This window comes from Massilia sp. IC2-477, from assembly GCF_020707265.1.
In the GTDB taxonomy this organism is placed as follows: Bacteria; Pseudomonadota; Gammaproteobacteria; order Burkholderiales; family Burkholderiaceae_D; genus Telluria.
On sequence record NZ_JAJFEQ010000001.1, the window covers coordinates 445,099 to 468,689 of the forward strand.

Genomic DNA, 23,591 nt, shown 5'->3' on the forward strand with positions numbered 1-23,591 from the left:
CAGGGCGGCGTTTTTTTATGCGCCGTCCGGTTCCGAACCGCCGCCGAATGCCTTCATCAGGGCTTCGCGGTCGAGGGCTTTTTTCTCCGCATCGACCCCGGCACGGCCGCGGCGGCCGCTGAACTCTTCCTCGATGTTGTCGCGGTAATAGCTCCAGGGAGAACCGGAACTCGACAGTTTGCGCCAGACCTCGGTGCCGACGGCGTCATAGTCGATGGCGCTGCCGTCGTCGAACTCCACCCGCAGCCTGCGTTCGCGAGCGTCATAGCCGATCGCGCGCAGCTTGCCGGCGTTGATCTTCTTCATTTCCATCTTGCTCTCCTTCCGGTGCCTGAAGACAGTCTACAGCTTCTCGAGCTGCTGCTTCGCGTGAGACGCTTGCGAGCCGGTCGGCGCCAGCTCCAGGTAGGTCTTGTACGCCCCCTTGGCCTTTTCCTTCTCGCCGCCGCGCGCATACGCGTCGGCCAGGTTCATGTAGGCGATCGCCCGCGACGGGTCCATCTTGATCGCATTCTCGAACCAGCGCGCCGCTTCGAGGAACTTGTCCTGCTTGTAGAACACGAAGCCCAGGTTGTTGGCCGCCAGCGCGAAGTTCGGCCGCAGCTTGAGCGCCTCGGTGAACTGCGCCTCCGCCTGCGCATACTGCTTCTCTTTATAGAGCAGCAGCCCCTGGTCGTTGGCCCGCTGCGCTTTCTGGCGGCTTGACACCGGCACCGCCGCCGGCGCCACGATCTTCGTTTCGCCGCCCTGCAGGTCCTTCACCACCACCGCAGCCGCCGGCGCCGAGGCCTGCGCATCGAGCTTGGTGTTCAGCGCAATCGCATCGTTCGACAGCTGGGCAGTCGAGGTATTCAGGAACTCGCTTTCCTCGGGCAGTTCGAACACGAATTCGCCGCCTTCCGAGCCCGGCAGGCTGCCGAAGGCTGGCGTTTGCTGCGACACGCTGGACACCGCTGGCGCCACATAGGCCGCCAGCTCGGTGCCGGTGATCAGGCTGTCGCCGTTCAGGTCCGCCTTGCCGCCAAGCCCCTGCAGCAGGGTCCAGGTGAACACCGAATGGCCGTTCGGCCCGCCATCCGATACCAGCTGGTCGGTACCGCCGGCCGTCAGCATCTGGCGGCCCAGGCGCTTGGCGTTATCGCGCAGGAAGGAAGCGTTCGCCGCGCCGCGCGTCAGGCCCAGGCCGCTGTAGCAGGCGTCCATCACGAACAGCGCATGCTTGGCCGGCAGGCTTTCCGCAATATTCTGGATCTCGGTCATCGGAATCGCATCCGTGGCGAGATTGTTCGGGTCGGCGTCGACCGGCACGATGTAGCCGAGGTCGCGCCCGGAGCTGAGCTTGCGCGTGGCGCCGTGGCCGGCGAAGAACACGAAGATGCGGTCGTTCGGCTGCAGGTTGCCGTGCGCGAGCTTGTCGTGGAAGGCGGCCAGGATGTTGTTGCGAGTCGCCTGTTCGTTCTTGAGCGTGATCACGCGCTCTGGTGCGAAGCCGAACTTCTGTACCAATACCTGTCCAACCCCTTCGGCATCACGCACCGCATATTGCAGCTGCGGCCATTTCTGGTACTTGTCGATGCCGACCACGATCGCCCAGGAATTGGCGTAGCCGGTCGCGGCCGTGCGCTGCACCGGCGCGGGCGCTGCGCCGCCGTCCACCTTGAAGCGCTTGCCATCCCAGCCGGCGAACTGGTAGCCCTCGGCGACCAGCCGGTCCAGGATCGCGGGCAGCGCCTTGACGGTGCGCTCGTGGATGTCGTGGAACAGGATGATGCCGCGGCCTTCCTTGTCGACGGTGCGCAGCACGCGGTCGGCAATGGAGGAGGGCACTGGGTCCGCCCAGTCGAGCGAATCGATGTTCCACATCACCGACTTCAGGTGCGCGTTCTCGAGCGCCTGCAAGCCTTCGCGGTTGCGCGCGCCGTAGGGGAAGCGGAACAGGCTCGATCGCTGCGGATCCACCGCCTTGAGCAGCGCGTCGGTATTGAGGATCTCGGCCTTCAGGCCGTCGCCCGTTTGTTTCGAGAGCTGGGCGTGCGAGAAACTATGGTTGGCCAGCACGTAGCCGGACTGCTTCAGGCGCCGCATCACGTCCGCGCCGCCGTTCAGCTTGGCTTTACCCTGGGCGTCGAGCGAACCGATGTTGCGGCCGACGCTGAAGAAGATCGCCGGCGCGTTGTACTGCTTCAGGATGGCCGCGATTTCTTCGCTGTAGCGGCGATGCGGGCCGTCATCGAAAGTCAGCACCACGGTCTTCTTCGGCAGCGTCTTGCCGAAGATCTCGCCTTCCTCCACACCGGCCTGCGCTGGCTGTGAAGCTTGCGCCGGCGGCTCGGCCTTGGCCGGGTAGGGCGTGATGACGCCGTATTCCTTGAGGATGCGCTCGCGCTGGTACAGGGTCTTCAGGTAGGCGACGTAGCTGCTCCACTTCTCGCGCTTGAGCTCGATCGAGCGCGACTCGAAGCGACCGAACACGGCGCGGATTTCCTTCTCATAGTTGCGCTCGATCTCGGCCAGCGCGTCGAGGTCTTCCGAAATGCGCTTGTGCAGCTTGATCGCCGGCAGCGAGGAATCCTTGGCCACCAAGGCCAGCAGGGACTGCATCAGCTCGCGGAAGGCCAGGCGGTCGGCGTCGTACAGGCCTTCGCCCGACTCCACATAGTCGAGCAGGGAGCCGAGCGCTTCGAAACGCGCCAGATTGTTCGAGGCAAGCAGCTGGGCGAGGGCGGTTTCGACCTTGCTGACCCGTTCCTGGTTCTCGTGGAAGAGCTGCTGGCCAACCCGGTTGGCCTGGGCCCGTTCATCGGCGGACAGGCCGGCTTCGTCCTGGGTCAGCACGATGATCTTGCGGTAGGACGCCAGCATGGTTTGCATGTCGGCCGAGATGGCGCTGACATCCATCCTCGGGCCGGCGGCGGGCGCGCTGGCGGCCGCTTGAGACGGCGACTTGAGGCTGACGATCCAGCTGCCGGCGGCGGCGCCCGCGGCTGCGACGGTAAAGACGACGTAATACAGGACTTTGCGTTTCACGGCGGGCGGGTAGTAAAAAGTTATTATCCGGCAACAATACCACCGGGCTGCGGGCGCCGGTTGAGGAAAACCACTAGCCCATCCCCAGGAAACGACAATGCCGCCATTTGGCGGCATTTTTATGCGCAGTGCTTAGTGGCTGTATCAGGAAGACGACAGCACGAAGGTATTGCCGTCCGGGTCGCGGAACTTCGCGAACGAGCCCCAGGGCTGCACGGTCGGCGGCTCGACGAACTCGACGCCGCGCTGGCTCAGCTGGCGGTAGGTGGCTTCGACGTTATCGCAGGCGAAAGCGCCGTTGAAGAAGCTGCCGATGCGGTCTTCCTGGCCGTCCATGGTAAACAGGACGACGCGCGTGCCGGACGAGGCGATGCGCAGCTCGATCCAGCGCTTGCCCGGGCCCATTGGCTGGTCGGTCGAGATCTCGAAGCCGAGCTTGTCGGTGTAGAAGGCGAGGGCGCGGTCCTGGTCAGAAACGGCGATGCTGACGAATTTCAGTTGGGTGATCATGGTGGGTGGCAGTGGTTGTCGTGGCGAGCATTATCGTGGCAGACTCGCGGCTGTATGTAACGTTTAACACTATAGTATTCATGACTACCCGCCAGTGCCCGCTCGACGCCTACGTGTTCGAAGTCCTGATGCCCGACCTCGTCGGCCACGACCGCCGTCCCGCCGCCTTTGTCGTCTATCTCTACCTGCTCACCAGCGCCCAGGCGCTCGGCCGCGACCAGGTGCCGGCGAGCCTGCAGACGATCGCGGTCAAGACGGGGCTGTCGAAGTCGGCGGTGCAGGTGGCGCTGCGCCACCTGAAGCGGCGCGGCCTGGTCGGGGAAGAGGACGTCGGCACCCAGGTGAACCCGGTGCGCCAGGTGCTGCGGCCGTGGCGTCGGCGCTGGCCGACGGAGGCGAAGGCATGACGCGAGTCAGAACGGTCTTGTACAGAAGAGAATACTTGCTATAATAGGCGGCTTCGTGGACACACGAGACCCCATCAGGAGAGATGGATGAGTGGTTTAAGTCGCACGCCTGGAAAGCGTGTATAGGTTCATAGCCTATCGGGGGTTCGAATCCCCCTCTCTCCGCCAAGCATTTATAAGGGCCGCTTTCAAGCGGCCCTTTGCATTTTTGCGCTATAGATTTGATATGCGCTATTCAGTTCGATGTTATCTTGCTTGTTCAATATCTCTTGAGCAAGCATTATGGACTTTATCGAATGGATGAAATCGACCGGGCTCTCGGAAAAATCGGCCAACAGTTACCAAGGGGCGATCAAGGGACGATTGAGCACCTGGGCTCGAATGCATGGACTTACGACGAAGCCGATTGCCGAGATCCCAGACCTGTTAGAGTTCATCGCCGTTTCTGAAAAGTTAAGGCAAACCCCAGAATTCCTTGATCGGAATGCAACCGGTAATGGGATGTATGCCGCTGCGCTCAGCAACTATCAAAAGTACCTGCAAGCCAGCAACTCGCTTCCTAAAAAGAGCCATGTGGAGTACGGGCCGCACCGCGAGCAGGTAGCGCAAATCGAGTCCGCGTTTGGTGAACCGTTTGATCCGAAAAACCAGGACGACGCACGCAAGCGAGTGTTGCGCGAAATCGTACAGCGACGAGGGCAGCAGAAGTTCAGGAAGGCGCTGATCGACGCCTATGGCGGGTACTGTGCGATTACTGGCTGTTCAGTTGCACCTCTGTTAGAGGCCGCTCACATCACGCCCTACCTGGGACCTGAAACGAACTCCATTACGAACGGGCTCCTGCTTCGTGCAGACATTCACACCCTGTGGGACTTGAGCCTGATCGCAGTGGAGCCAGAGACTCGGACTGTATGGGTAAGCCCCGAAATTACGGACTCGACATACCGAGACCTTAACGAAGCCCCTCTGATGCTTCCACTGGATTTGGCACAGTGGCCATCAGTAGCAGCGCTGGCACAACAATGGGACCTCGCGCATACCAAACTTGCCGAGACAAGTTCGAAGATTTAGAACCACGGCCTACGTACGGGCTACTTGTTGGCAGCTGGGCTCGGTGTCTCCAGCCATGTCCAGGACATCGTTGACAGCCAGGTCTCGCCAAAGTTCTAGGATTCGCCCGCCATGCCGGAAGAACATCGGAGCGAAAAAGCAGCGCTCGTTCAAGAGTGGCAAGACTTTTGTCGGTGTGGCGGGCAAGCTCGGGCCGACGTACCTGAAGAAATGACATCCATAAACCACTCTTCAAAGTCTTCCATGAATTCAACCGGATCTTTGGGAATGGCACGCTTCTGGCATCTGGACCTCGTAGCCATTCGCATGGTAAGGCACTAAGTCTACTTCGAACGTCGGCGGATGCCAAACACGGCAAAACCGGCCGCAATCAGCGCGATCGAGCCAGGTTCAGGGATGTCAGTCAATACCATTTTGCCCAGCGCTCCCTGGCACTTGACGTTGGTCGTCCATCCACAGTTGGGCATCGACTGATCGGATTCTGCGGCGATCACTTCCCACAGTTCTCTACGGGAACGCATTTCAAAGCTGCTATGTTGATCATTGGCGCGTATCCAGCCACTCAGCAAGCCATTGGCCTCGAACTTTACTTCCATGTCCAGCGCGCCCAAGCCAAAACGGAATGGCTGCAGCCTGGGATAGTAGTCCATCGGCGAAAGGTTGGCTGGGAACGTATAGAAGAACGAGATCAGACCGGAATCCGGGAGGATCGGACCGCGAGGCGCCTGATGGAAGCTAAATGAGCCTTGGTCGTAGACCTCTTGTGCAAAGTCCAAGCGCAATTGAATGTACTGCGGTGGCAGATCATTTTGCACCTGCCACTGGTACACGATGTTGGCTAAGCAAACTGATGGGATAAACGCGCTGAGCAAAGCTAGTGTGGCGAAAAGACGTTTCATAAGAACTCCTTAGTTATCGGCTTATCTCACATGCAATTTTCGGGCCTGTGAATTTCCGGCTTGCAAATGCTTGTTTGTAAAGGGTTCTTAGGTACCATAACGGATTAATGCCCCAAGGCTGTCAAAGTTTCCGACAAAAATTGTATGTTTCGCTCCTTTCGTTGATGGGACGAGTTCACACTGGGGCACAGGAACCAGTGCTGATCCGCCATTGCGACGTACAAGCACAGCCTTGGTGCTGTTGCTCGCTACCCACGTTGAACCCATATGAAAATGAACTCTGGTGGTGAACCAAAGACCCATTTGATCAACAGAAGCGTAATCGCCATTCAAAGTATTGAAGTTGATAACTATTGCGTGGCCGAGGCGCTTGCAAAAATCGAAGCGCAAGCACAGGACCCGCTGCTTCACAACGGCCCTGTTCGCAGCGGCGCGCGCGAACGCGAGTCGTACCTGTGCTGCACGGTGCTGCTCTATTGCTTCTGCTGCGAAGCCGGCAATGGTTCTCAGGTGATCAGCACGGCCACGACCGGGTTTCATACCTGCCTCGTCTTCAAGGAAGCTGCCGAAAAGTAACCACTTTCTTGGCCGTGCGAATTACGCCACCACTGTCGGTCCCCTATGTAAATATCCGATGACTCATCCATAAGTTAGTGCTAAATTGATACTTTCGTATCAGAATAATAATTTACTGCGACGTGACTTTCGAGGGGGAGAGGAACGATGGATGATCCAAAATTCGAGCAGATGAAACAGGCGAAGGAGTACTTCCACGCCACCGCCATGACGATTCCCGGCGTGCACGGCACCAGCATCGGTGTGAAGCGCGTTGACGGCAAGCCGACCGACCAGCTTGCGATCTGTGTCCACCTAACGCGCAAGCGACCGCTGGCCACGATCCCGCCTGACGAACAGATTCCGCTTGAAGTGGACGGCTTCATGACGGACGTGATCGAACACGCGCCCATCATCCGCTGCGACGCCCAGTCCGAACGGCGCGCCATGTACGAGGACAACAGCAAATACCGCCCGCTCGTCGGCGGCACCAAGCTCAGTGCCGGCTATTCCTTCGGCACCCTCGGCTGCATCGTCCGGAAGCCCGACGGCAGCTGCCATGCGCTGTCGGCCGCCCACGTGCTGGGCGAGGCCGGCACCACCGTGTACCAGCCGGCCAAAGTGAAGTGCGACGAGATCGGCAGCACGACCGAGGTGCAGGACTGCTCGCAGATGGATGCCGCGATCGCGAGCCTGGACTATTACTACGACGCCGGCCTGGCCTACATCCGCGAGATCGGCGCCATCAGCGGCACCCATGACATCGGCCGCCAGGACCTGCCGTACCCGATCGCCAAGCGCGGCGCCTCCACCGGCCTGACCCACGGCAGCGTGGTGGCGATCCACTACAGCGGCGTGGCCGCCAACCTCGAGCAGTTCCAGGACATGCTGTTCATCGACGGCCGCGGCGACGAATTCGTCGACCATGGCGATTCGGGTTCGGCCATCGTGCACCGCATCGACGAGGACCACAACCTGGTCACCGGCCTGTTGTGGGGCAAGGCGCCGGATGCGAACCGGATCGGCGTGGCCACGCCCATCGACCGCATCCTGGAAACCTTCGGCGTGAGCGTGCTCACCGCGAGCGACCCGGTACGCGCCTCAAGCGAGACCTTGCTGGGCCGCTTCGAAGCTTTTCTGAGCAGCACCCAACGCGGCAAGGCCTACTGGGACGCATACGCCCACAACCGCATCTACTTCCGTCACATCTTCCACCACGTGCCGCGCCTGGCGGCCATGTGGCGCAAGATGCCGGTGCCGGAGATGATCGAAGCGCTGCGCGAAGCGATGCTGGATCCGGACACCGTGATCCCGATGAAGCTCGGCGCCCACGACACCGAAGAGGTGATGTGGGACCTGTACGAGGCGCTGGGGAAGTTCTTGCAGGCGAACCACCAGCGCCAGCTGCAGCAGCAGGCGGCATCCTTCTGCCGCCTGGTGTGCGGGAACATCGGCAACAGCTGGCGCAATGCGCTGCACGGGATCCCGCTGCCGGAGCTCGACGCCAGCGAGGCGTGACGCCTGCCTACAGGTCGTAGCGCGCCTCCAGCACCCAGGTGCGCTGCGAGTAGGGGTGGAAGTTCCAGTACTGGTAGTTGTTCAGGTTATCCACCCCGAGCGCCACGCTCCACTGTTTCGCCAGCTTCCAGTGCACGCGCGCGTCCACCGTGAAATAGCGACTCGCGCCCTGGTAGGCGAAGCCGTTCGGGTCCGAGTTGTCGAGCGTCGAGAACTGCCGCCCCGAATAGCGCGCCGCCAGCGTAGCGGCCAGGCGATCGCTCGCGCGCCAGGTGGCCACGCTGGTTGCGCGCCAGCGCGGGATGCGCGGCTGCCACTTGCCGACGCTGGCCGGGAACTTGTCGTTGCGTGTGATTTCCGAGTCGGTCCAGGTGAGGCTCGACTGCAGGTCGAGGCCATTCACCGCGACGTCGCTCGCGTTGTATGCCAGCTCCAGTCCCTTGGTCTCGATCCGGCCCACGTTCTGCACGTTCGTCACGTTTGGCGTCACCAGCACGTTGGTCTGCGAGTACAGCGCATCGCTCGTGCGCTCGCCGAAGGCCGTCAGGCGTAGCAGGCCTTTTTCCAGGCTGCGCTCGGCGCTCAGCTCTCCCGTCCACGAACGCTCCGGCTCCAGACCCGGATCGTTATTGATCAGGGTGCCGCTGCCGCTGATGCCGCCCTGGTACAGCTCGGACACGGTAGGCATGCGCACCGCGCGCCCGGCCGAAGCCTTCAGCACCCAGTCCGAGGTGGCCTGCCAGGCCAGCGCCGCTTTCGGCGAGATCCAGGTGCCGCGCCTTTCTCCGTGCGCCACCGAGGTAGCGGCGTTCGACGTGCGTCCATCGTGCGCGCGCCAGTGCTCGACGCGCAGGCCCAGTACGGTCTTCCAGCCCGGGGCGAACTTCCAGGTGTCCTGGGCCCACAGCGCCTGGATCTCGGTGCGGCCCGAGAAGGCCTGGTTGCGCGCGCCGGGCACGCCATCGATCCAGTTGGCGGTCGCGTGTTCGATGCTGGCCAGCTTGTAGGCTTCGCGCTGGTAGCCGAATTCCGCCACGTGCGCGCCTTGCGGACGCCAGATGCCCTTGGCGGCGAAGGTCGTCCAGCCAGTGCCCGCCATGTCGACGATCCTTCCCGGCCCGCCGTTCAGGGCAGCGGGCAGCGCGCTGGTCGGGGCGCGCAGCGTGTCTTCGTCGTAGTCAACCAGGCTCGCGGCCAGTTCCCAGTCGAAGACGCCTTTGCTGTGGCTCTTCAGAGACAGGCCGTGCATCAGGTGGCGCAGGTCTTCGTTCGAGGCATTGAAATCGGTGGCGCCCAGGGTATAGCCCTTGCCGCCGATGTCGATGCGGCCGCTGTACACCGGCTGGCCGGCACGGTCGCGCAGGTAGGACGTGGGGCGGCCTTCGGAATCGTTCTGCCACAGGCCAAGCGTGTAGCTGGCGCGCACGGTGGGCGTGAGCTGGTAGGCGATCTTGGCCTTCAGGTGGTCCTGCACGGTGCGGTACTGGGTGCCGGCGCCGAGCAGGTACCAGGCGCGGTTCGTGCGATCGCGGCCGACCACGGCACCAATCACCGGCACGCCGCCCGGCGCGGCGCCGGCGTCGAGATAGCGGGTGGGGAAGGTCAGCGGCTGGCCTTCGTTGTCGGCGCGGTTGACGTCGATGAACCAGGACCAGCGGCCGCTGCGGTCACCGAGCGAGACGCTGGCCTGCTTGCCCTGGTAGCGCTCGCGGGTGCCGTACAGCTCAAAAGGCTGGTGGGTAAAACCAAACTTGGCGTGCGCCTCGAATGTCGTCGGCATGCGCGTGACGTAGTCGACCACGGCGCCGACCGAGTTGCCGCCGTAGGCTGCCGAGAAGGGGCCGTACAGCACGTCCACGCGCTCGATCTCCTCCGGCGTGACCATGCCCCAGCGCGGGGCAAACGTGGCGCCGTTGCCCAGGTAGTTCGACAGCAAAATGCCATCCGCGTACACCATCGAGCGCGCGCTGTTGCCGGTGCCGGAGGCGCGCGTGGACAGCACGGCGTGGTTGTAGTCGCCGATGTAGCGCTTGCGCACCAGGAGGCTTGGCAGGTACTTCAGCGCGTCTTCCGAGTCAAGGGCGTTGATCGTGCGTTCGATCTGCGCCCCCGTGATGCCTTCGATGGTGGTCGGGATCTGGACCGGCAGCGAGGTGGGGCGGCTGCCGGTAATGGTAACGGTACCCAGCTGCTTGATGGGACCATCCTGTGCCTGCGCGGACGCAGCCTGCGTGGCGGCGGCCAGCAGGGTAAGTGCGAGCTTCTTCATTGCGTTTCCTTGGCGCGTGACGGGACACGTGTGGCGTCACGCGCGATAGCGATCGTTCCGGCGCCAGGCGCCGGTGCCAATTGAGCGGTTAGAAGAAGCTGGCGGGCGGGGCGCGTGACTGCGCCGGCGTCCACGCGAACTGCGGGGAAGGGGACTGGTAGAAGAGGGGCGGATAGGTGTCGCGCGCGCCGGCAAGCGTCAGGGGCAGCAGGGGCGGCGCGGGCAGCACGACAGGCGCATGGTGCGAGCAGCACAGGTCGCAATGCGTCATGCCTTTCGCGCTGCCGGCATGCTGGTCCGCGCTATCTGCCATCGGCATCATCATCATGCCGGCCGCGGTACAGACTTCGCTCATTGGCATCGACTGCTGCGGCGCGAAGGCATGCGACAGGCTCGGGGCGAACAGGCTGAACACGAAGGCCACAAGGGCGATCCATGTACGCAGGGCCTGTCTTGTCGATGAGCGGAACATGCCATCATTATAACGAGCGGCCGCGCAGGCCGCGCTCGCCTGCCTGGTGGATATTTGATATCATCCAAGCACATTCCAATTTGCGAGGTAACGCCCGATGCGCCATTGATGCCGCCGTCTACGTGACGGCCAGTACTCCCACCTTCCCGCGAAAGCAGGGAGCAACCGGCATCCATGGAGGTCTCATGACGCATCCTCACCTTGCGCTCGACAGCGCATCCTTTACGCTTCCCGACGGCAAGACCCTGCTGTCCGATCTCAGCGAACAGTTCGACACGCGCTACACCGGCCTGGTGGGCCGCAACGGCGTCGGCAAAAGCGTGCTGGCGCGCCTGCTGGCGGGTGAGCTTGCGCCGTCTTCCGGCCGCTGCATCCGCTCCGGCACCGTGTTCTATCTGTCGCAGCAGCTTGACCAGATAGACGCAACAACCGTCGCCGCATTGGCCGGCCTGCAGGAGGTACTCGACGCCCTGGCGCGCGTCGAAGCCGGCAGCTTTGACGCGGCTGATTTCGAACTGGTCGGTGAGCGCTGGGACCTGCCGGCGCGCCTGCGCCATGCCCTCGACCAGGCCGGCCTGGCGCACCTCGATGCCGCCACGCCGGCGCAGCAGCTGAGCGGCGGCGAAGCGATGCGCGTGGCGCTGCTGGGCGCGATGCTCTCCGGCGCCGCCTTCCTGATCCTGGACGAGCCCACCAACCATCTCGACGCCCCGAGCCGCGCGGCGCTGGCGGAGCAGCTGCGCGACTGGCGCGGCGGGCTGATCGTGATCAGCCATGACCGCGCCCTGCTGGGGCAGATGGAACGCATCATCGAGCTGTCGCCGCAGGGCCTGCGCAGCTATGGCGGCAACTACGGGTTCTACGAAGAGGCGCGCGCCGCCGAGCAGGCCGGGGCCCTGCGCGAGCTCGAACACGCACGTCAGGCCATGCAGCGCGACGAGCGTGCCATGCGCGAGCAGCACGAGCGTCAGCAGCGTCGCCAGGCGAGAGGAGCCAGCGAAGGCAAAGCGGCGAACCAGGCGAAGATCCTGCTGGGACGGCAAAAAGAACGGAGCGAGAACAGCACCGGACGCCTGCGCCAGCAGCACGACGAGGCGCGCCGCCAGCACCAGGAGCGCGTGCGCGAGGCGGCCCAGGCGCTGCGCGAGGACAGCGCCGTGCGGGTGCACGCCAATGGGGTCAGCGCCGCCGCACAGCGCCGCGTACTCGAACTGGATGAGGTGGAGCTGCCTTTCGTGGCGCCGGCCCTGCGGCGCATCAGCCTGGTCGTCGGCGGCCAGCAGCGCATCGGCATCATTGGTCCCAACGGCAGCGGCAAGTCGACGCTGCTGAAGGTGATCGCCGGCGCGCTGGCGCCCCTTGAAGGGCAGGTGCGGCGCGACCCGGCCTGCGCCTGGCTCGACCAGCGCCTGTCCCTGCTCGACCCGGCGCGCAGCACGATCGAACAGCTGTTGGAGCGCAACCGCAGCACGCCCCAGGACCGCCTGCGTACTTACCTGGCCCAGCTCGGACTGGACGCGCAGCGGGTGGCCCAGGCCACCGGAGAGCTGAGCGGTGGCGAGCGCCTGAAGGCGGCGCTGGCCTGCGCGCTGTATGCCGATCCGCCCGCGCGCCTGCTCCTGCTGGACGAGCCGGGGAACCACCTCGACCTGGCCGCGCTCGAAGCACTAGAGGAGATGCTGAACGGGTACGCCGGCGCGCTGGTGGTCGTGTCGCACGACGCGGTCTTCCTGGAGCGCGTCAAGCTGACCCATTTACTGGAAGCCGGCCCGGGCGGCTGGCGGCAGCGGTTGCTATAATCGCGGATCCCATTGCAGGAACACGAAGAACATGTCGCGCACGCTTGTCATTTCCCCTAACTGGATCGGTGACGCCGTCATGGCGCAGCCGTTGCTGCGCCGCCTGAAGCAGAAATATCCGGAGCGCCCGATCGACGTGGTGGCCCCTGGCTGGGTTGCGCCGGTGTGGCGCGCCATGCGCGAAGTGGACACCCTCATCGAGTCGCCCTTCAAGCATGGCTCGCTCCAGTGGAAGGAGCGTAAGGCCTTTGCGAAAATGCTCACAGGGCGCTATGCCGAATCCTATGTGCTGCCCAACACGCTCAAGTTCGCGCTGATCCCCTGGCTGGCGGGTATCCCGCGCCGGGTCGGCTACAAGGGCGAGATGCGCTACGGCCTGGTCAACGTGATGCACCACGACGACAAGGCGGCGCCGCGCCCGATGGCGCAGTTCTACGCCGCGCTGGCGGACGAGCCGGTGCGCGACCTGCCGCGTCCCGACAGGCTGCCCGAGCCGGAGATGGCGGTGGCATCGGAAGAAGCCGATGCGGCGGTTGCGCGCTTGAAGCTGCCGGCCGGGACCTATGTCGCCTTTGCCCCCGGGGCCGAGTTCGGCCCGGCCAAGCGCTGGCCCGCCGCCTACTTCGCCGAGCTGGCGCAGACCATCCTCGCGAATCGTCCGGATGCGCAGATCCTGCTGCTCGGCTCCCCGAAGGACCGCGCCGTGTGCGACGAGATCACGGCCATCGTGCCGCAGGCGCACAACCTGGCCGGTACTACCTCGCTGAGCGAAGCGATCGCGCTGATCGCGCGCGCGGCGGTGGTGGTGACCAACGATTCCGGCCTGATGCACATCGGCGCCGCGCTGCGCCGCCCGGTGGTGGCGATCTACGGCCCGACCGACCCGCGCCACACGCCGCCCCTGTCGGAACTGGCCAAGGTGCTGTGGCTGCACATCGAGTGCTCGCCCTGCCAGCAGCGCGAGTGCCCGCTGGGGCACCAGAACTGCATGAAACAGATCCTGCCTAACGATGTATGGCAACCGCTGCAGCCGGTGTTGGCCGCAGCCTGAACGAACAAGATACGAGGTTAGAAAATGATACTGGTTACTGGCGCAGCAGGCTTCATCGGAGCCAACCTGGTGCACGCACTGTCAAGCCGCAAGCCCTTCAGCGTGTTCGCGGTCGATAACATGTCGCGTCCTGAAAAATTCCTCAACATCGTCGATACCGAGGTGGCCGACTACGCGGACAAGGAAGACTTCCTGGTGCGCCTGAAGGCCGGCGAATTCGACGGCAAGTTCAGCGCCGTGCTGCACCAGGGCGCTTGCTCCAACACCATGGAGACGGACGGCCGCTACATGATGGCGAATAACTACGAGTACACGATCGCCCTGTTCGAGTACTGCCAGCGCGAGCGCATTCCCTTCATCTACGCGTCCTCGGCCGCGGTGTACGGCGGCGGCAGCGTGTTCAAGGAAGAGCGCCAGTACGAGCGCCCGCTCAACGTCTACGGGTATTCGAAATTCCTGTTCGACCAGTACATGCGCCGCTACTGGCAGCAGCACGGGATGGGGAAGGGCAGCCAGGTCGTGGGCCTGCGCTACTTCAACGTCTACGGCCCGCTGGAAGGGCACAAGGGAACGATGGCCTCGGTTCCCTTCCACCAGTTCCACCAGTTCCAGAAAGAGGGCAAGGTCAAGCTGTTCGGCGCCAACGAAGGCTACGAGGCCGGTACCCAGATGCGCGACTTCATCTACGTCGAAGACGTCGTGAAGGTGAACCTGTTCTTCCTCGATAACCCGGACCAGCGCGGCATTTTCAACCTCGGCACCGGCCGCGCCCAGCCCTTCAACGACCTGGCCGTCGCCACCGTCAACGCCCTGGCCAACGAAGGCAGGCCGGCGCTGACCCTCGAGCAGCTCGTCGAACAGGGCCTGCTCGAATACCTGCCTTTCCCGGACAAACTGAAGGGCAAGTACCAGAGCTTCACCCAGGCCGACATTGGCGCGCTGCGCGCCGCCGGCTACACCGAGCCGTTCACGGACGTGGCTACCGGCGTCGCCAAATACATGCAATACCTGAAGAGCACTGTCAAAGCATGATCCGTCGCCCCGGCCCAGGCCGGGGCCCACTCCCCCGCAGCACCTATACATCCCGTTTACACCCCGCACCGAAGCTTTTAGCCCGTTTTTACACCCCAAACCATACGCTTTCACCTGCTCCAACAACAACACGCAGGACACCATGAAAGCACTGATCCACGCCGCCATCCTGGCCGGCGCCTCCCTCGCCGCAAGCGCCCACGCGCAAACCACCTTCAACGCCGCCGTCACCAGCGATTACCGCTACCGCGGCATCTCGCAGACCCGCCTGCAGCCCGCGCTGCAGGGCGGCGCCGACTACGCGCATTCGTCCGGCTGGTATGCCGGCGCCTGGGTCTCGACCATCAAATGGATCGAGGACGCAGGCGGCGACGGCAAGCTCGAACTGGACCTCTACGGCGGCAAGCGTGGCGAGTTCGCTCCAGGCTTCAGCTACGACGCCGGTGTCCTGCGCTACCTCTATGCCGGCAATGAACTGGGCAAGGTGAGCGGCTTTGCCAACGCCCACACCACCGAAGTCTACGGCCAGATCGGCTACGGCCCGGCCTACGTCAAGTACTCGCACGCGACCACCAACCTGTTCGGCTTTGTCGACAGCAAGGGCAGCGGCTACCTCGACATGGGCGCCAGCATCGACGCCGGCGACGGCCTTACCGTGCAGCTGCACGCCGGCCGCCAGCGTGTCGAAAACAACGGTGCGGCCAGCTATACCGACTGGAAGATCGGCGCCGCCCGTGCCTATGGCCCCGCGACGGTGACCCTGGCCGTGATCGGCACCAACGCCGGCAAGATCGCTTACGCCTCGCCTGCCAACGGCAAGTTCCTCGGCAAGAGCGCGCTGCAGCTGACTGTCGGCGCCATCTTCTAGGTACAGCGCGTTTACAACGCGTTTACACGGCGCCACGCCCTTTTTACGCCCCGTTTCGCGCGGCGCCACTACGCTCCTTCCCATAACAACAACGTCGAAAGCGAGTACCCATGGACGTCCTTTTCATCGGCGCCTTCCTCCTCTTCTTTGTGCTGACCTGGCTGCTGCTGGCCGGCTGCGAGCAGCTGGGGGGCAAGCAATGAACGGTTTCTACATCGTCGGCGGCCTGGTCGCCGCCGGGCTGCTGGTCTACCTGCTGGTGGCCCTGTTCAAGGCGGAGGACCTGTGAGCATGTTCTCCGACTTCGTTCCGCTGCTGGCGGTCTTCCTGCTGGTCCTGCTCCTGCTGGGCTATCCCCTGGGCCTGTTCATGGCCCGTGTTGCCGATAGCGCTGCCGTTCCCGGCATGCGCTGGATGGGCAAGATCGAAGCGCTGTTCTACCGCGCGGCCGGAGAGGGCTGTACCGCAGCGCAGACCTGGAAAGCGTACGCGCTGGCGCTGATCGCCTTCAACGCCGTGGGCGCCATTGCCGTCTATGGCGTGCAGCGCATGCAGGCCTGGCTGCCGCTCAATCCCGAAGGCATGGCCAACGTCGGCCCCGATTCTTCGTTCAACACCGCCGTCAGTTTTGTTGCCAACACCAACTGGCAGGGCTACAGCGGCGAGCAGACCATGAGCGTCCTGACCCAGATGGTCGCGCTCGCGGGCCAGAACTTCTTCTCGGCCGCCACCGGCATCGCCGTTGCCTTTGCGCTGATCCGCGGCTTTGCCGCCCGCTCGAGCAGCGCCATCGGCAATTTCTGGGTCGACCTGACCCGCGCCACCCTGTACGTGCTGCTGCCGCTGTCGATCGTGTTCGCCGTGTTCTTCGCCAGCCAGGGCGTGGTGCAGAATTTTTCAGGCCATGTCGATGCGCATACGCTGGAGGCCGCGACCCAGAGCATCCCGATGGGACCAGTGGCTTCGCAGGAAGCCATCAAGCTGCTGGGCACCAACGGCGGCGGCTACTTCAACGCCAATTCGGCTCACCCCTTCGAAAACCCGAACGCACTGTCGAACTTCGTGCAGATGATCGCCATCTTCCTGATTCCCGCAGGCCTGTGCTTCAGCTTCGGGCGCATGGTGGGGGACATGCGCCAGGGCTGTGCGGTGCTCGCCACCATGACCGTGCTGTTCGTCGGCGCCGCCATGCTGACCTATGCGGCGGAAAGCGCGACCAATCCTCTGCTCACGTCACTCGGCGTCGATGCCGCCGCCGGCAACATGGAAGGCAAGGAGACCCGCTTCGGCATCGCTGGCTCGAGCCTGTTTGCGGCCGTCACCACCGCCGCTTCTTGTGGCGCGGTGAATGCCATGCACGACTCCTTCATGCCCCTGGGCGGCATGGTGCCGATGGTGCTGATGCAGTTGGGCGAGGTGGTCTTCGGCGGCGTCGGATCGGGCCTGTATGGCATGCTGGTATTCGCCATCCTGGCGGTCTTCATCGCCGGCTTGATGATCGGCCGCACCCCGGAATACCTGGGCAAGAAGATCGGCGCCTTCGAAATGAAGATGGCCTCGCTGGTCATCCTGATCACGCCCTGCCTGGTGCTGGTCGGCACAGCGATCGCGGTGGTGGCGGGCGCCGGCAAGGCCGGCATCGCCAACCCGGGGGCGCACGGTTTCTCCGAAGTCCTGTATGCGCTGAGCTCCGCCGCCAACAACAACGGCAGCGCCTTCGCCGGCCTCTCCGCCAATACGCCGTTCTACAACACCCTGCTGGCGGTGGCGATGTGGTTCGGCCGCTTCGGCGTGATCGTCCCGGTGCTGGCAATCGCCGGTTCGCTTGCCGCGCGCCAGCGCCTCGCTGCCAATGCCGGCACCATGCCGACCCACGGTCCGCTGTTCGTCGGCCTGCTGGCCGGTACCGTCGTGCTGGTCGGTATCCTCAACTACGTGCCGGCGCTCGCCCTGGGCCCGGTGGTCGAGCATCTTCAACTGTTCGCCAAATGATCATGAAACCACCTGTCATCGACACCACCATTCCCCAGGCGATCCCAGGGCGCCGCAGCTTGAGCCTCTTCGACTCGACGCTGCTCGGCCCGGCCATCGCCGACTCCTTCCGCAAGCTGCACCCGCGCACCCAGCTGCGCAGCCCCGTCATGTTCGTGGTCTACGCGGGCAGCATCCTGACCACCCTGCTGGCGATCGATGCCTTTGCCGGCCAGGGTGAGGCGCCCGCCGGCTTCATCGCGGCGACCGCGGCCTGGCTCTGGTTCACGGTGCTGTTCGCGAACTTCGCCGAAGCCCTGGCCGAAGGCCGCAGCAAGGCGCAGGCGGCGTCGCTGCGCAGCCTGAAACAGACCGTGATGGCCAAGAAGCTGCCGTCGCCGCACCACGGCGCTACCTGGTACCCGGTGAAATCGGAAGAGCTGCGCAAGGGCATGCACTTCCTGGTCGAGGCGGGCGATGTGATTCCCGTGGACGGCGAGGTGCTGGAGGGCGTCGCCTCGGTCGACGAAAGCGCCATCACCGGCGAATCCGCCCCCGTGATCCGCGAGTCCGGCGGCGACTTCAGCGCCGTCACCGGCGGCACCCGCGTGCTGTCGGACTGGCTGGTGGTGCGCGTCACGGCCGACCCCGGCGAGACCTTCCTCGACCGCATGATCGGCATGGTCGAAGGCGCCTCACGCAAGAAGACGCCAAACGAGATTGCGCTCACCATCTTGCTGGTGGCGCTGACCATCGTATTCCTGGTGGTGACCGTGACCCTGCTGCCGTTCTCGCTGTTCTCGGTGGAAGCCGCGGGGGCAGGGCAGCCGGTGACGATCACGGTGCTGGTCGCGCTGCTGGTCTGCCTCATTCCCACCACCATTGGCGGCCTCTTGTCGGCCATCGGCGTGGCCGGCATGAGCCGCATGATGGGCGCCAACGTCATCGCCACCTCGGGCCGCGCGGTCGAGGCGGCGGGCGACGTCGACGTGCTGTTGATGGACAAGACCGGCACCATCACCTTCGGCAACCGGCAGGCCGCCGCCTTCCTGCCGGCGCCGGGCGTGAGCGAACAGGAACTGGCGGACGTCGCGCAACTGGCCTCGCTGGCCGACGAGACCCCGGAAGGGCGCAGCATCGCGGTGCTCGCCAAGAGCCGCTTCAATATCCGCGAGCGCGACATGTCTGCCCTGGGCGCCAGCTTCGTTCCGTTCACCGCACAGACCCGCATGAGCGGCGCGGATATCGGCGCTCGCCGCCTGCGCAAGGGCGCGGCCAGCGCCATCCGCGCCTACGTGGAAGCGCTCGGCGCGACCTGGTCCGCCGAAGTGGAAGCAATCGCCGACGCCGCCGCGCGTCGCGGCAGCACCCCGCTGGTGGTGGCCGACGGCGGCCAGGTGATGGGCGTAGTCGAACTCAAGGACGTGGTCAAGGGCGGGATCCGCGAACGCTTCGCCGAGCTGCGCCGCATGGGCGTGAAGACTGTCATGATCACTGGCGACAACCGCCTGACCGCCGCCGCCATCGCGGCCGAGGCGGGCGTGGACGACTTCGTCGCCGAGGCCACGCCGGAGCAGAAGCTGGAGCTGATCCGCCGCTACCAAGGGGAAGGCAAGCTGGTGGCCATGACCGGCGACGGCACCAACGACGCGCCGGCGCTGGCCCAGGCCGATGTCGCGGTGGCGATGGCATCCGGCACCCAGGCGGCCAAGGAAGCCGGCAACATGGTCGACCTCGACTCGAACCCGACCAAGCTGCTGGAGATCGTCGAGATCGGCAAGCAGATGCTGATGACACGCGGCGCGCTGACCACCTTCTCGATCGCCAACGACATCGCCAAGTACTTCGCCATCGTGCCGGCCGCCTTCGTCGGCACCTATCCGGCGCTGCAGGCGCTTAACGTCATGCAGCTGACCAGTCCCGCATCGAGCATCATGTCGGCGGTGATCTTCAACGCCCTGATCATCGTGTTCCTGATTCCATTGGCTTTGAAGGGCGTGCGCTACCGGGCAATCGGGGCCGCCAGCCTGCTGCGCCGGAACATGCTGGTGTACGGCCTGGGCGGCATCCTGCTGCCCTTCGCCGGCATCAAGCTGATCGACATGGTCTTGACCGCCCTGAACCTTGTTTGAGGAATCGCGTATGCAATCCATTCTCCGTCCCGCGCTTGTCCTGTTTGGCGCACTCACCCTGGTCTGCGGCCTCGCCTACCCGGCGCTGGTCACCGGCATCGCCCAGGCCGCCTTTCCGGACCAGGCCAACGGCAGCCTGCTGAAGCAGGGCGACCGGGTAGTCGGCTCGCGCCTGATCGGCCAGCATTTCGAAGCGCCGCAGTATTTCTGGGGCCGTCCCTCGGCAACCGCACCGGCGCCCTACAACGGCGGCGGCTCTTCCGGCTCGAACCAGGGGCCGCTCAATCCGGCCCTGCTGGAGGCGGTCAAGGGGCGCGCCGAGGCGCTTCGCGCCGCCGATCCGGACAACGGCGCTCCGATCCCGCAAGATCTGGTCACCGCCTCGGCCAGCGGGCTCGATCCCGAGATCAGCCTGGCGGGTGCGCGCTGGCAGGCGGCCCGGGTGGCCAGGGCGCGCGGCCTGGCCCTGGCCGACGTCCAGCAGCTGATCGATGCGCACGCGGAACAGGCGGTATTGGGCCTGTTCGACGAGGCCCGCGTCAACGTGCTGGCCCTGAATCTGGCGCTCGACGCCCAAGTGCGCGATACTCGCTGAACCATGCCGCTGAACGTCCCCCAACGCCCCGACCCCGATGCCCTGCTGGCGCAGATGCATGCCCAGGAGCGCAGCGCGGCGCGCGGCAGGCTGCGCATCTATTTCGGCGCTTCGGCCGGCGTGGGCAAGACCTACGCCATGTTGCAGGAAGCGCGCCGCCTGCAGGCCGAGGGCAGGGAGGTGCTGGTCGGCGTGGTGGAGACCCACGGACGGCAGGAAACGGCGCAGCTGCTGGAGGGCCTGGTGCAGCTGCCGCGCCGCCAGGTCGAGCACCGCGGCGTACGCATCGGCGAATTCGACCTCGATGCGGCGCTGGCGCGGCGTCCGGCCGTGGTCCTGGTCGACGAACTGGCGCATTCGAACGCGCCGGGCTCGCGCCACCCCAAGCGCTGGCAGGACGTCGAAGAACTGCTGGAGGCCGGCATCGACGTCCTGAGCACGGTGAACGTCCAGCACCTGGAAAGCCTGAACGACGTGGTGGGGGGCATCGCCGGCATCCGCGTCGCCGAAACGGTCCCCGACAGCGTGTTCGACGAGGCGGCCGAAATCGTGATGGTCGACCTGCCAGCCGATGCGCTATTGAAGCGTCTGAAGCAGGGCAAGGTCTACCAGCCGGCCCAGGCCGAGCGAGCGGCCGACAACTTCTTCAGGAAGGGCAACCTGATCGCGCTGCGCGAACTGGCGCTACGCCGCACCGCCGACCGCGTCGAAGGCGAGGTGCGCGCCTGGCGCATTGAGCAGTCGATCGAGGACATCTGGAAGACCGGGGCCGGCCTGCTGCTGTGCATCGGGCCAGACTCCGCCGGCGAGCACCTGGTACGCAGCTGCGCGCGCATGGCTTCGCAGCTGGGCACCGGCTGGCACGCGCTGTACGTGGAAACCCCGCGCCTGGCGCGCCTGCCGGCGGCGGCGCGCGCGCGCATGCTGGCCGCGCTCGCGCTGGCCGAGGACCTCGGCGCGACCACTGCCACGGTGGCGGACGGGGAGGTGGCCCAGGCCGCGGTCGACTATGCGCGCAGCCACAACCTGTCGAAGATCGCCCTGGGCCGCTCGCACCTGCGCTGGCCCTGGCAGCGCCAGGTGGCACGCCGCCTGGCGCGGCTGGCGCCCGGGCTCGACCTGATCGAGGTCGGCGCGCCCGCCGTCGCGCCGTCCACCACCCCGCGCCCACCGGCGGCACAGGCGCCCGCTGGCAGGATACGCCCACTGCCGCACCTGGTGGCGGCCGGCGCCAGCCTGCTCACGGCGGCTGCCGTCACGCCGCTCCTGCCCTGGCTCGACCTGGCCAACATCGCCATGCTGTTCCTGCTGGTGGTGGTGCTGGTGGCGGTGCGCTTCGGGCGCGCGCCGTCCGTGACCGCCACCTGCGTCGGCGTGGCCTGCTTTGACTTCTTCTTCGTGCCGCCGCGCTTCACCCTGGCGGTGTCCGATTTCCAGTATGTGATCACCTTCGGGGTCATGCTGGCCGTCGGCCTGATCACCGGCCACCTGACGGCCGGCCTGCGCTTCCAGGCCCGGGTGGCGGCGCGGCGCGAGCAGCGCGTGCGCGCCCTCTACGAATTCGCGCGCGAGCTGTCCGGCGTGCTGGTCGCGGAACAGGTGGTCGAAGCGACCCAGGCCCTGGTCCAGGAAGCCTTCGGCGCCCGCGCGACCCTGCTCGCGCCGGACGCCGACGGCAAGCTGGTGCTGCCCGATGCTCCGCCGCCCGGCTTCGATGCCGGAATCGCGCAATGGGCCTTCGACCATGCCCAGGTTGCGGGTCTGGGCACCGACACGCTGCCGGCCAGTTCCGTGTTCTACCTGCCGCTAGTGGCGCCGATGCGTACCCGCGGCGTGCTGGCGATCGAGCCGCAGGGTGGGCCGGAACGCGGGCGCTGGACCCTCGGGCCGGAGCAGCGCCGCCAGCTCGACGCCCTGGCGGCGCTGGCCGCGATCGCGCTCGAGCGCGTGCATTACGTGGAGGTGGCGCAGTCGGCGCTGGTGGGCATGGAATCCGAGCGCCTGCGCAACTCGCTGCTGGCGGCGCTGTCGCACGACCTGCGCACGCCCCTCACATCGCTGGTGGGCCTGTCCGAGTCGCTGCTGCGTGCCGAGCCGCCGCTGGCGCAGGCGCCGCGCGAGCTGGCCCAGGCGCTGCACGACGAGTCGCTGCGCCTCGTCACCATGGTGGCGAACCTGCTCGACATGGCGCGCATCGAAAGCGGCCAGGTGCGCTTCAACCTCGACTGGCAGGCGCTGGAAGAGGTGGTCGGGGCGGCCCTGCGCGCCAGCAGCGCCGCGCTGCGCCGGCACCACGTGACCGTGCGCCTGCCGCACGACATGCCGCTGCTACGCTTCGACGCCGTGCTGGTCGAGCGGGTGCTGTGCAACCTGCTCGAGAATGCCGCAAAATACACGCCGCCGGGTTCGCGCATCGAAATCGGTGCGGCCGTGCGCGACGCGCTGGTCGAGGTCATGGTCTTCGACAGCGGTCCCGGATTGAAGCCCGGCAGCGAGGAAGCGGTGTTCGAGAAGTTCACCCGCGGCGAGTGCGAATCGGCGCTGCCGGGCGTGGGCCTGGGGCTGGCGATCTGCCGCGCCATCGTCGAGGCCCATGGGGGGCGCATCCGCGCCTGCGCTTCGCCGCTGGGCGGAGCCGGCTTCGTGTTTTCGCTGCCCGCCGGCCAGCCGCCCGCGACCCCCGAACCCGAATTGCCTACGGATAGCCCACATGAGTGACAAGCCGACCGCGCTGCTGGTCGAAGACGAACCCCAGATCCGCCGCTTCGTGCGCGCCGCGCTGGAGCAGGAAGGCTGGCAGGTGCACGAAGCCGCCAGCATGGCGCGCGGCCTGATCGACGCCGGCACGCGCCGCCCCGACCTGGTGGTGCTCGACCTCGGCCTGCCGGACGGCGACGGCATCGACTTCATCGCCGACCTGCGCAAGTGGTCGGCGGCGCCGGTGATCGTGCTGTCGGCACGCAGCCTGGAAAGCGAAAAGATCCGCGCGCTCGACGCCGGCGCCGACGACTACCTCACCAAGCCATTCGGCACCGGCGAGCTGCTGGCGCGCGTGCGCGCGACCCTGCGGCGCCAGCGCCAGCCCGCCACCCGCGAGGACGGCAGCGTGCGCTTCGGCAGCGTGGCCGTCTATCCCCAGGAACGCAGCGTCACGCGCGACGGCAAGCATGTGCACCTGACCCCGACCGAATACCGGCTGCTGTCGGTCCTGGTCGGCAATGCCGGGCGGGTCCTGACCGCTCCCCAGTTGCTGCGCGCCGTGTGGGGGCCGGGCCATGCGGAGAGCGGCCACTACCTGCGCATCTACATGGGCCACCTGCGCCACAAGCTCGAGGACGACCCGGCCCAGCCGCGCCACCTGCTCACCGAGACCGGGGTCGGCTACCGCCTGTGGCTGGGCTGACCCGGCGGCGCA

21 protein-coding genes and 1 tRNA gene are annotated in these 23,591 nt (G+C 65.6%); 16 read left to right on the top strand and 6 right to left on the bottom strand.

Annotated elements, in window-relative coordinates; translation table 11 throughout:
* Positions 1–15: 15 nt before the first annotated feature.
* From LK542_RS01960 to LK542_RS01970, 3 genes are all read right to left on the bottom strand, one after another.
* A complete protein-coding gene (locus LK542_RS01960) occupies positions 16–312 on the bottom strand; it encodes a KTSC domain-containing protein (protein WP_227810595.1) in 297 nt (98 codons plus the stop codon).
* 30 nt (positions 313–342) lie between these two features.
* Positions 343–3,027 (bottom strand): polysaccharide deacetylase family protein, encoded by a 2,685-nt coding sequence (locus LK542_RS01965; RefSeq protein WP_227810596.1) that lies wholly within the window; start codon positions 3,025–3,027, stop codon positions 343–345.
* A gap of 144 nt (positions 3,028–3,171) precedes the next feature.
* Positions 3,172–3,537 (bottom strand): VOC family protein, encoded by a 366-nt coding sequence (locus LK542_RS01970; protein ID WP_227810597.1) that lies wholly within the window; start codon positions 3,535–3,537, stop codon positions 3,172–3,174.
* Between the two features lie 80 nt (positions 3,538–3,617).
* Here LK542_RS01970 and LK542_RS01975 point away from each other — a divergent pair, with 80 nt between their 5' ends.
* The 3 genes from LK542_RS01975 to LK542_RS01985 all read left to right on the top strand — a co-directional run bounded on the left by LK542_RS01975 (position 3,618) and on the right by LK542_RS01985 (position 5,015).
* On the top strand, positions 3,618–3,944 hold the full coding sequence (locus LK542_RS01975) for a helix-turn-helix domain-containing protein (RefSeq protein ID WP_227810598.1): 327 nt from the start codon (positions 3,618–3,620) through the stop codon (positions 3,942–3,944).
* A gap of 77 nt (positions 3,945–4,021) precedes the next feature.
* Positions 4,022–4,112 (top strand) — tRNA-Ser (locus LK542_RS01980).
* Between the two features lie 114 nt (positions 4,113–4,226).
* Complete coding sequence (locus tag LK542_RS01985; protein ID WP_227810599.1) at positions 4,227–5,015, top strand: HNH endonuclease; 789 nt, start codon at positions 4,227–4,229, stop codon at positions 5,013–5,015.
* Positions 5,016–5,338: 323 nt separating this feature from the next.
* Here LK542_RS01985 and LK542_RS01990 read toward each other — a convergent pair whose 3' ends face one another.
* Positions 5,339–5,914, bottom strand: a complete 576-nt coding sequence (locus tag LK542_RS01990; protein ID WP_227810600.1) for a PEP-CTERM sorting domain-containing protein — start codon at positions 5,912–5,914, stop codon at positions 5,339–5,341.
* A 267-nt stretch (positions 5,915–6,181) separates the two neighbouring features.
* Between LK542_RS01990 and LK542_RS01995 the strand changes: the two genes are divergently transcribed.
* Together LK542_RS01995 and LK542_RS02000 are read left to right on the top strand one after the other, a co-directional pair.
* Positions 6,182–6,490, top strand: a complete 309-nt coding sequence (locus LK542_RS01995; protein ID WP_227810601.1) for a hypothetical protein — start codon at positions 6,182–6,184, stop codon at positions 6,488–6,490.
* Between the two features lie 147 nt (positions 6,491–6,637).
* Positions 6,638–7,987, top strand: coding sequence for a S1 family peptidase (locus tag LK542_RS02000; RefSeq protein ID WP_227810602.1), 1,350 nt, complete (start codon positions 6,638–6,640; stop codon positions 7,985–7,987).
* 7 nt (positions 7,988–7,994) lie between these two features.
* On the opposite strand, the gene LK542_RS02005 is transcribed toward LK542_RS02000, so the two are convergent.
* Both LK542_RS02005 and LK542_RS02010 read right to left on the bottom strand, forming a co-directional pair.
* Complete coding sequence (locus LK542_RS02005) at positions 7,995–10,256, bottom strand: TonB-dependent receptor (protein ID WP_227810603.1); 2,262 nt, start codon at positions 10,254–10,256, stop codon at positions 7,995–7,997.
* Positions 10,257–10,344: 88 nt separating this feature from the next.
* Positions 10,345–10,728 carry a DUF2946 domain-containing protein gene (locus LK542_RS02010; RefSeq protein ID WP_227810604.1) on the bottom strand — a complete coding sequence of 128 codons (384 nt, stop codon included), beginning with the start codon at positions 10,726–10,728 and terminating at the stop codon, positions 10,345–10,347.
* A 185-nt stretch (positions 10,729–10,913) separates the two neighbouring features.
* Between LK542_RS02010 and LK542_RS02015 the strand changes: the two genes are divergently transcribed.
* From LK542_RS02015 to kdpE, 11 genes are all read left to right on the top strand, one after another.
* Positions 10,914–12,527: an ABC-F family ATP-binding cassette domain-containing protein gene (locus tag LK542_RS02015; protein ID WP_227810605.1), complete on the top strand. Its 1,614-nt coding sequence runs from the start codon at positions 10,914–10,916 to the stop codon at positions 12,525–12,527.
* A gap of 31 nt (positions 12,528–12,558) precedes the next feature.
* Complete coding sequence (waaF, locus tag LK542_RS02020) at positions 12,559–13,578, top strand: lipopolysaccharide heptosyltransferase II (RefSeq protein ID WP_227810606.1); 1,020 nt, start codon at positions 12,559–12,561, stop codon at positions 13,576–13,578.
* A gap of 24 nt (positions 13,579–13,602) precedes the next feature.
* On the top strand, positions 13,603–14,610 hold the full coding sequence (rfaD, locus tag LK542_RS02025; protein WP_227810607.1) for an ADP-glyceromanno-heptose 6-epimerase: 1,008 nt from the start codon (positions 13,603–13,605) through the stop codon (positions 14,608–14,610).
* A gap of 142 nt (positions 14,611–14,752) precedes the next feature.
* On the top strand, positions 14,753–15,478 hold the full coding sequence (locus LK542_RS02030) for a TorF family putative porin (protein ID WP_227810608.1): 726 nt from the start codon (positions 14,753–14,755) through the stop codon (positions 15,476–15,478).
* Between the two features lie 110 nt (positions 15,479–15,588).
* Positions 15,589–15,681 (top strand): potassium ABC transporter ATPase, encoded by a 93-nt coding sequence (locus LK542_RS02035; RefSeq protein WP_227810609.1) that lies wholly within the window; start codon positions 15,589–15,591, stop codon positions 15,679–15,681.
* Positions 15,678–15,767, top strand: a complete 90-nt coding sequence (gene kdpF / locus LK542_RS02040; RefSeq protein WP_227800315.1) for a K(+)-transporting ATPase subunit F — start codon at positions 15,678–15,680, stop codon at positions 15,765–15,767. The genes LK542_RS02035 and kdpF overlap by 4 nt, the downstream gene beginning before the upstream one ends.
* A 2-nt stretch (positions 15,768–15,769) precedes the next feature.
* A complete protein-coding gene (gene kdpA / locus LK542_RS02045; protein ID WP_227810806.1) occupies positions 15,770–17,470 on the top strand; it encodes a potassium-transporting ATPase subunit KdpA in 1,701 nt (566 codons plus the stop codon).
* Between the two features lie 2 nt (positions 17,471–17,472).
* On the top strand, positions 17,473–19,581 hold the full coding sequence (gene kdpB / locus LK542_RS02050; protein WP_227810610.1) for a potassium-transporting ATPase subunit KdpB: 2,109 nt from the start codon (positions 17,473–17,475) through the stop codon (positions 19,579–19,581).
* A 10-nt stretch (positions 19,582–19,591) separates the two neighbouring features.
* Positions 19,592–20,176: a potassium-transporting ATPase subunit KdpC gene (gene kdpC / locus LK542_RS02055; RefSeq protein WP_227810611.1), complete on the top strand. Its 585-nt coding sequence runs from the start codon at positions 19,592–19,594 to the stop codon at positions 20,174–20,176.
* A gap of 3 nt (positions 20,177–20,179) precedes the next feature.
* Complete coding sequence (locus LK542_RS02060; protein WP_227810612.1) at positions 20,180–22,894, top strand: DUF4118 domain-containing protein; 2,715 nt, start codon at positions 20,180–20,182, stop codon at positions 22,892–22,894.
* A complete protein-coding gene (gene kdpE / locus LK542_RS02065) occupies positions 22,887–23,579 on the top strand; it encodes a two-component system response regulator KdpE (RefSeq protein ID WP_227800319.1) in 693 nt (230 codons plus the stop codon). Before LK542_RS02060 ends, kdpE begins: the two co-directional genes overlap by 8 nt.
* Positions 23,580–23,591: the final 12 nt, after the last annotated feature.